This window comes from Streptomyces sp. SID5643 (assembly GCF_009872555.1).
Lineage (GTDB): Bacteria > Actinomycetota > Actinomycetes > Streptomycetales > Streptomycetaceae > Streptomyces > Streptomyces iakyrus.
The window spans coordinates 1-2,746 of record NZ_WWIC01000322.1 but is presented as its reverse complement, the minus strand read 5'-3'; the positions used below and the strand labels follow the sequence as shown (position 1 = coordinate 2,746).

The 2,746-nt window shown below is 67.2% G+C and carries 2 protein-coding genes; both read right to left on the bottom strand.

The window, feature by feature from the left end; genetic code table 11:
- The coding region (treS, locus tag GTY56_RS33975) for a maltose alpha-D-glucosyltransferase (RefSeq protein WP_161369135.1) at positions 1-1,241 on the bottom strand (1,241 nt) is incomplete at its 3' end.
- On the bottom strand, positions 1,238-2,746 hold a 1,509-nt coding region (locus GTY56_RS33970), incomplete at its 5' end, for an alpha-amylase family glycosyl hydrolase (RefSeq protein ID WP_161369134.1). The genes treS and GTY56_RS33970, both read right to left, overlap by 4 nt.

The window sequence follows — 2,746 nt, the reverse complement described above, 5'->3', positions numbered from 1 at the left end:
GTGCGCACCGCGTCCCGGTCGCCGAGCCAGATGTTGTCGCCCATCCCGATCTCGTCGCCGTAGTACAGGATCGGCGAGCCGGGCAGCGACAGCAGCAGGGCTGTGAACAGCTCGATCTGGTTGCGGTCGTTGTCCAGCAGCGGGGCGAGCCTGCGACGGATGCCGATGTTGGCGCGCATGCGGGGGTCCTTGGCGTACTCGGCCCACATGTAGTCGCGCTCTTCGTCGGTGACCATTTCGAGCGTGAGCTCGTCGTGGTTGCGCAGGAAGATGCCCCACTGGCAGTTCGACGGAATGGCCGGGGTCTTGGCCAGGATCTCGGAGACCGGGTAGCGGGATTCCCGCCGGACGGCCATGAAGATGCGCGGCATGACGGGGAAGTGGAACGCCATGTGGCACTCGTCGCCGCCGCTCGGGTAGTCGCCGAAGTAGTCGACGACGTCCTCGGGCCACTGGTTGGCCTCAGCCAGCAGCACCGTGTCCGGGTACTGCGCGTCGATCTCCTTGCGCACCCGCTTCAGGAAGTCGTGCGTCTCCGGGAGGTTCTCGCAGTTGGTGCCCTCCTGCTGGTACAGGTACGGCACCGCGTCCAGCCGGAACCCGTCGATGCCCAGGTCCAGCCAGAACTTCAGGGCGGAGATCATCTCCTCCTGCACGGCCGGGTTCTCGTAGTTGAGGTCCGGCTGGTGGGAGAAGAACCGGTGCCAGTAGTACTGCTTGCGGACCGGGTCGTAGGTCCAGTTGGAGGCCTCGGTGTCGACGAAGATGATCCGCGCGTCCTGGAACTGCTTGTCGTCGTCCGCCCACACGTAGTAGTCGCCGTAGGGCCCGTCGGGGTCCTTGCGCGACTCCTGGAACCACGGGTGCTGGTCGCTGGTGTGGTTCATGACGAAGTCGATGATCACGCGCATGCCGCGCTGGTGGGCGGCGTCGACGAACTCCACGAAGTCCGCGAGGTCGCCGAACTCCGGCAGCACGGCCGTGTAGTCGGAGACGTCGTAGCCGCCGTCGCGCAGCGGAGACTTGAAGAACGGTGGCAGCCACAGGCAGTCGACGCCGAGCCACTGGAGGTAGTCGAGCTTCGCGGTCAGGCCCTTGAGGTCGCCGACGCCGTCGCCGTTGCTGTCCTGGAACGAGCGGACGAGCACCTCGTAGAAGACGGCGCGTTTGAACCACTCCGGGTCGCGGTCCCGGGCGGGAGTGTCCTCGAAGGTGTCCGGAACGGGTTCGTTGACGATCATGTTGTGGGTGACCCTCCGATCTCCGGGGTGGACGGTCGCAGAACCGTGAAGACGTGCGCGGGCCTGCGGCCCGGTTCGAGGCGCACATAGTTGGCCCTGCCCCAGTGATAGGTCTCGCCGGTGAGCTCGTCGCGCACCGGCACCGACTCGTGCCAGTCCAGGCCGAGTTGCGGCATGTCCAACGAGACCGTGGCCTCCTGGGTGTGGTGGGGGTCGAGGTTCGCGACCACCAGAACCGTGTTCGAACCCTTCCGCTTCGAGTAGGCGATCACCGCTTCCTGGTCGGCGTGGTGGAAGTGGATGTCCCGCAGCTGCTGAAGGGCAGGATTCTCCCGCCGGATGGTGTTGAGCCGGGTGAGGAGCCGGGTGATGGTGCGGCCCTCGCGTTCGGCGGCGGCCCAGTCGCGGTGCCTGAGCTGGTACTTCTCCGAGTCCAGATACTCCTCGCTGCCCTCCTTCAGCGGGGTGTTCTCACACAGCTCGTAGCCGGAGTAGATGCCCCAGGCCGGCGACAGGGTCGCCGCGAGCACGGCCCGGACCTCGAAGGCGGGCCGGCCGCCGTGCTGGAGGTAGGCGTGCAGGATGTCGGGGGTGTTGGCGAAGAAGTTCGGCCGCATGTAGGAAGCGGCCTCACCCGAGAGCTCCGTGAGGTACTCGGTCAGCTCCTGCTTGGTGTTGCGCCACGTGAAGTACGTGTACGACTGCTGGAAACCGATCTGGGCCAGGGTGTGCATCATCGCCGGACGCGTGAACGCCTCGGCCAGGAAGATCACATCCGGGTCGGTGCGGTTGACCTCCCCGATCACCCGCTCCCAGAACACCACCGGCTTGGTGTGCGGATTGTCCACCCGGAAGATCCGCACCCCGGCGTCCATCCAGTGCCGCAGCACCCGCACCGTCTCCGCGACCAGACCGTCCATGTCGGCGTCGAAGGCGATCGGGTAGATGTCCTGGTACTTCTTCGGCGGGTTCTCCGCATAGGCGATGGTGCCGTCGGGGCGGTGGTGGAACCACTCCGGGTGCTTCTGCACCCAGGGATGGTCCGGCGAGCACTGCAACGCGAAGTCCAGCGCCACCTCCATGCCCAGCTCCCGCGCCCGCCGCACGAAGGCGACGAAGTCCTCCAGCGTCCCCAGATCCGGGTGCACCGCGTCATGACCGCCCTCGGGCGAACCGATCGCCCAGGGCACACCCACGTCGTCCGGACCGGGGGAGAGGGTGTTGTTCTTCCCCTTGCGGAACGTGGTGCCGATGGGGTGGATCGGCGGCAGGTAGACCACGTCGAAGCCCATCGCCGCGATCGCCGGAAGCCTGCGCGCCGCCGTGGCGAACGTGCCGTGCGGCTGCTCGCGCGTGCCCTCCGAACGCGGGAAGAACTCGTACCACGAGCCGTACAGCGCCCGCTCCCGCTCCACCAGCAGCGGCAGCGGCTCACTGCTGGTCACCAGATCCCGCAGCGGATACCGCGCCAGGACCTCGTCCACCTCCGGCGTCAGCGCCCCCGC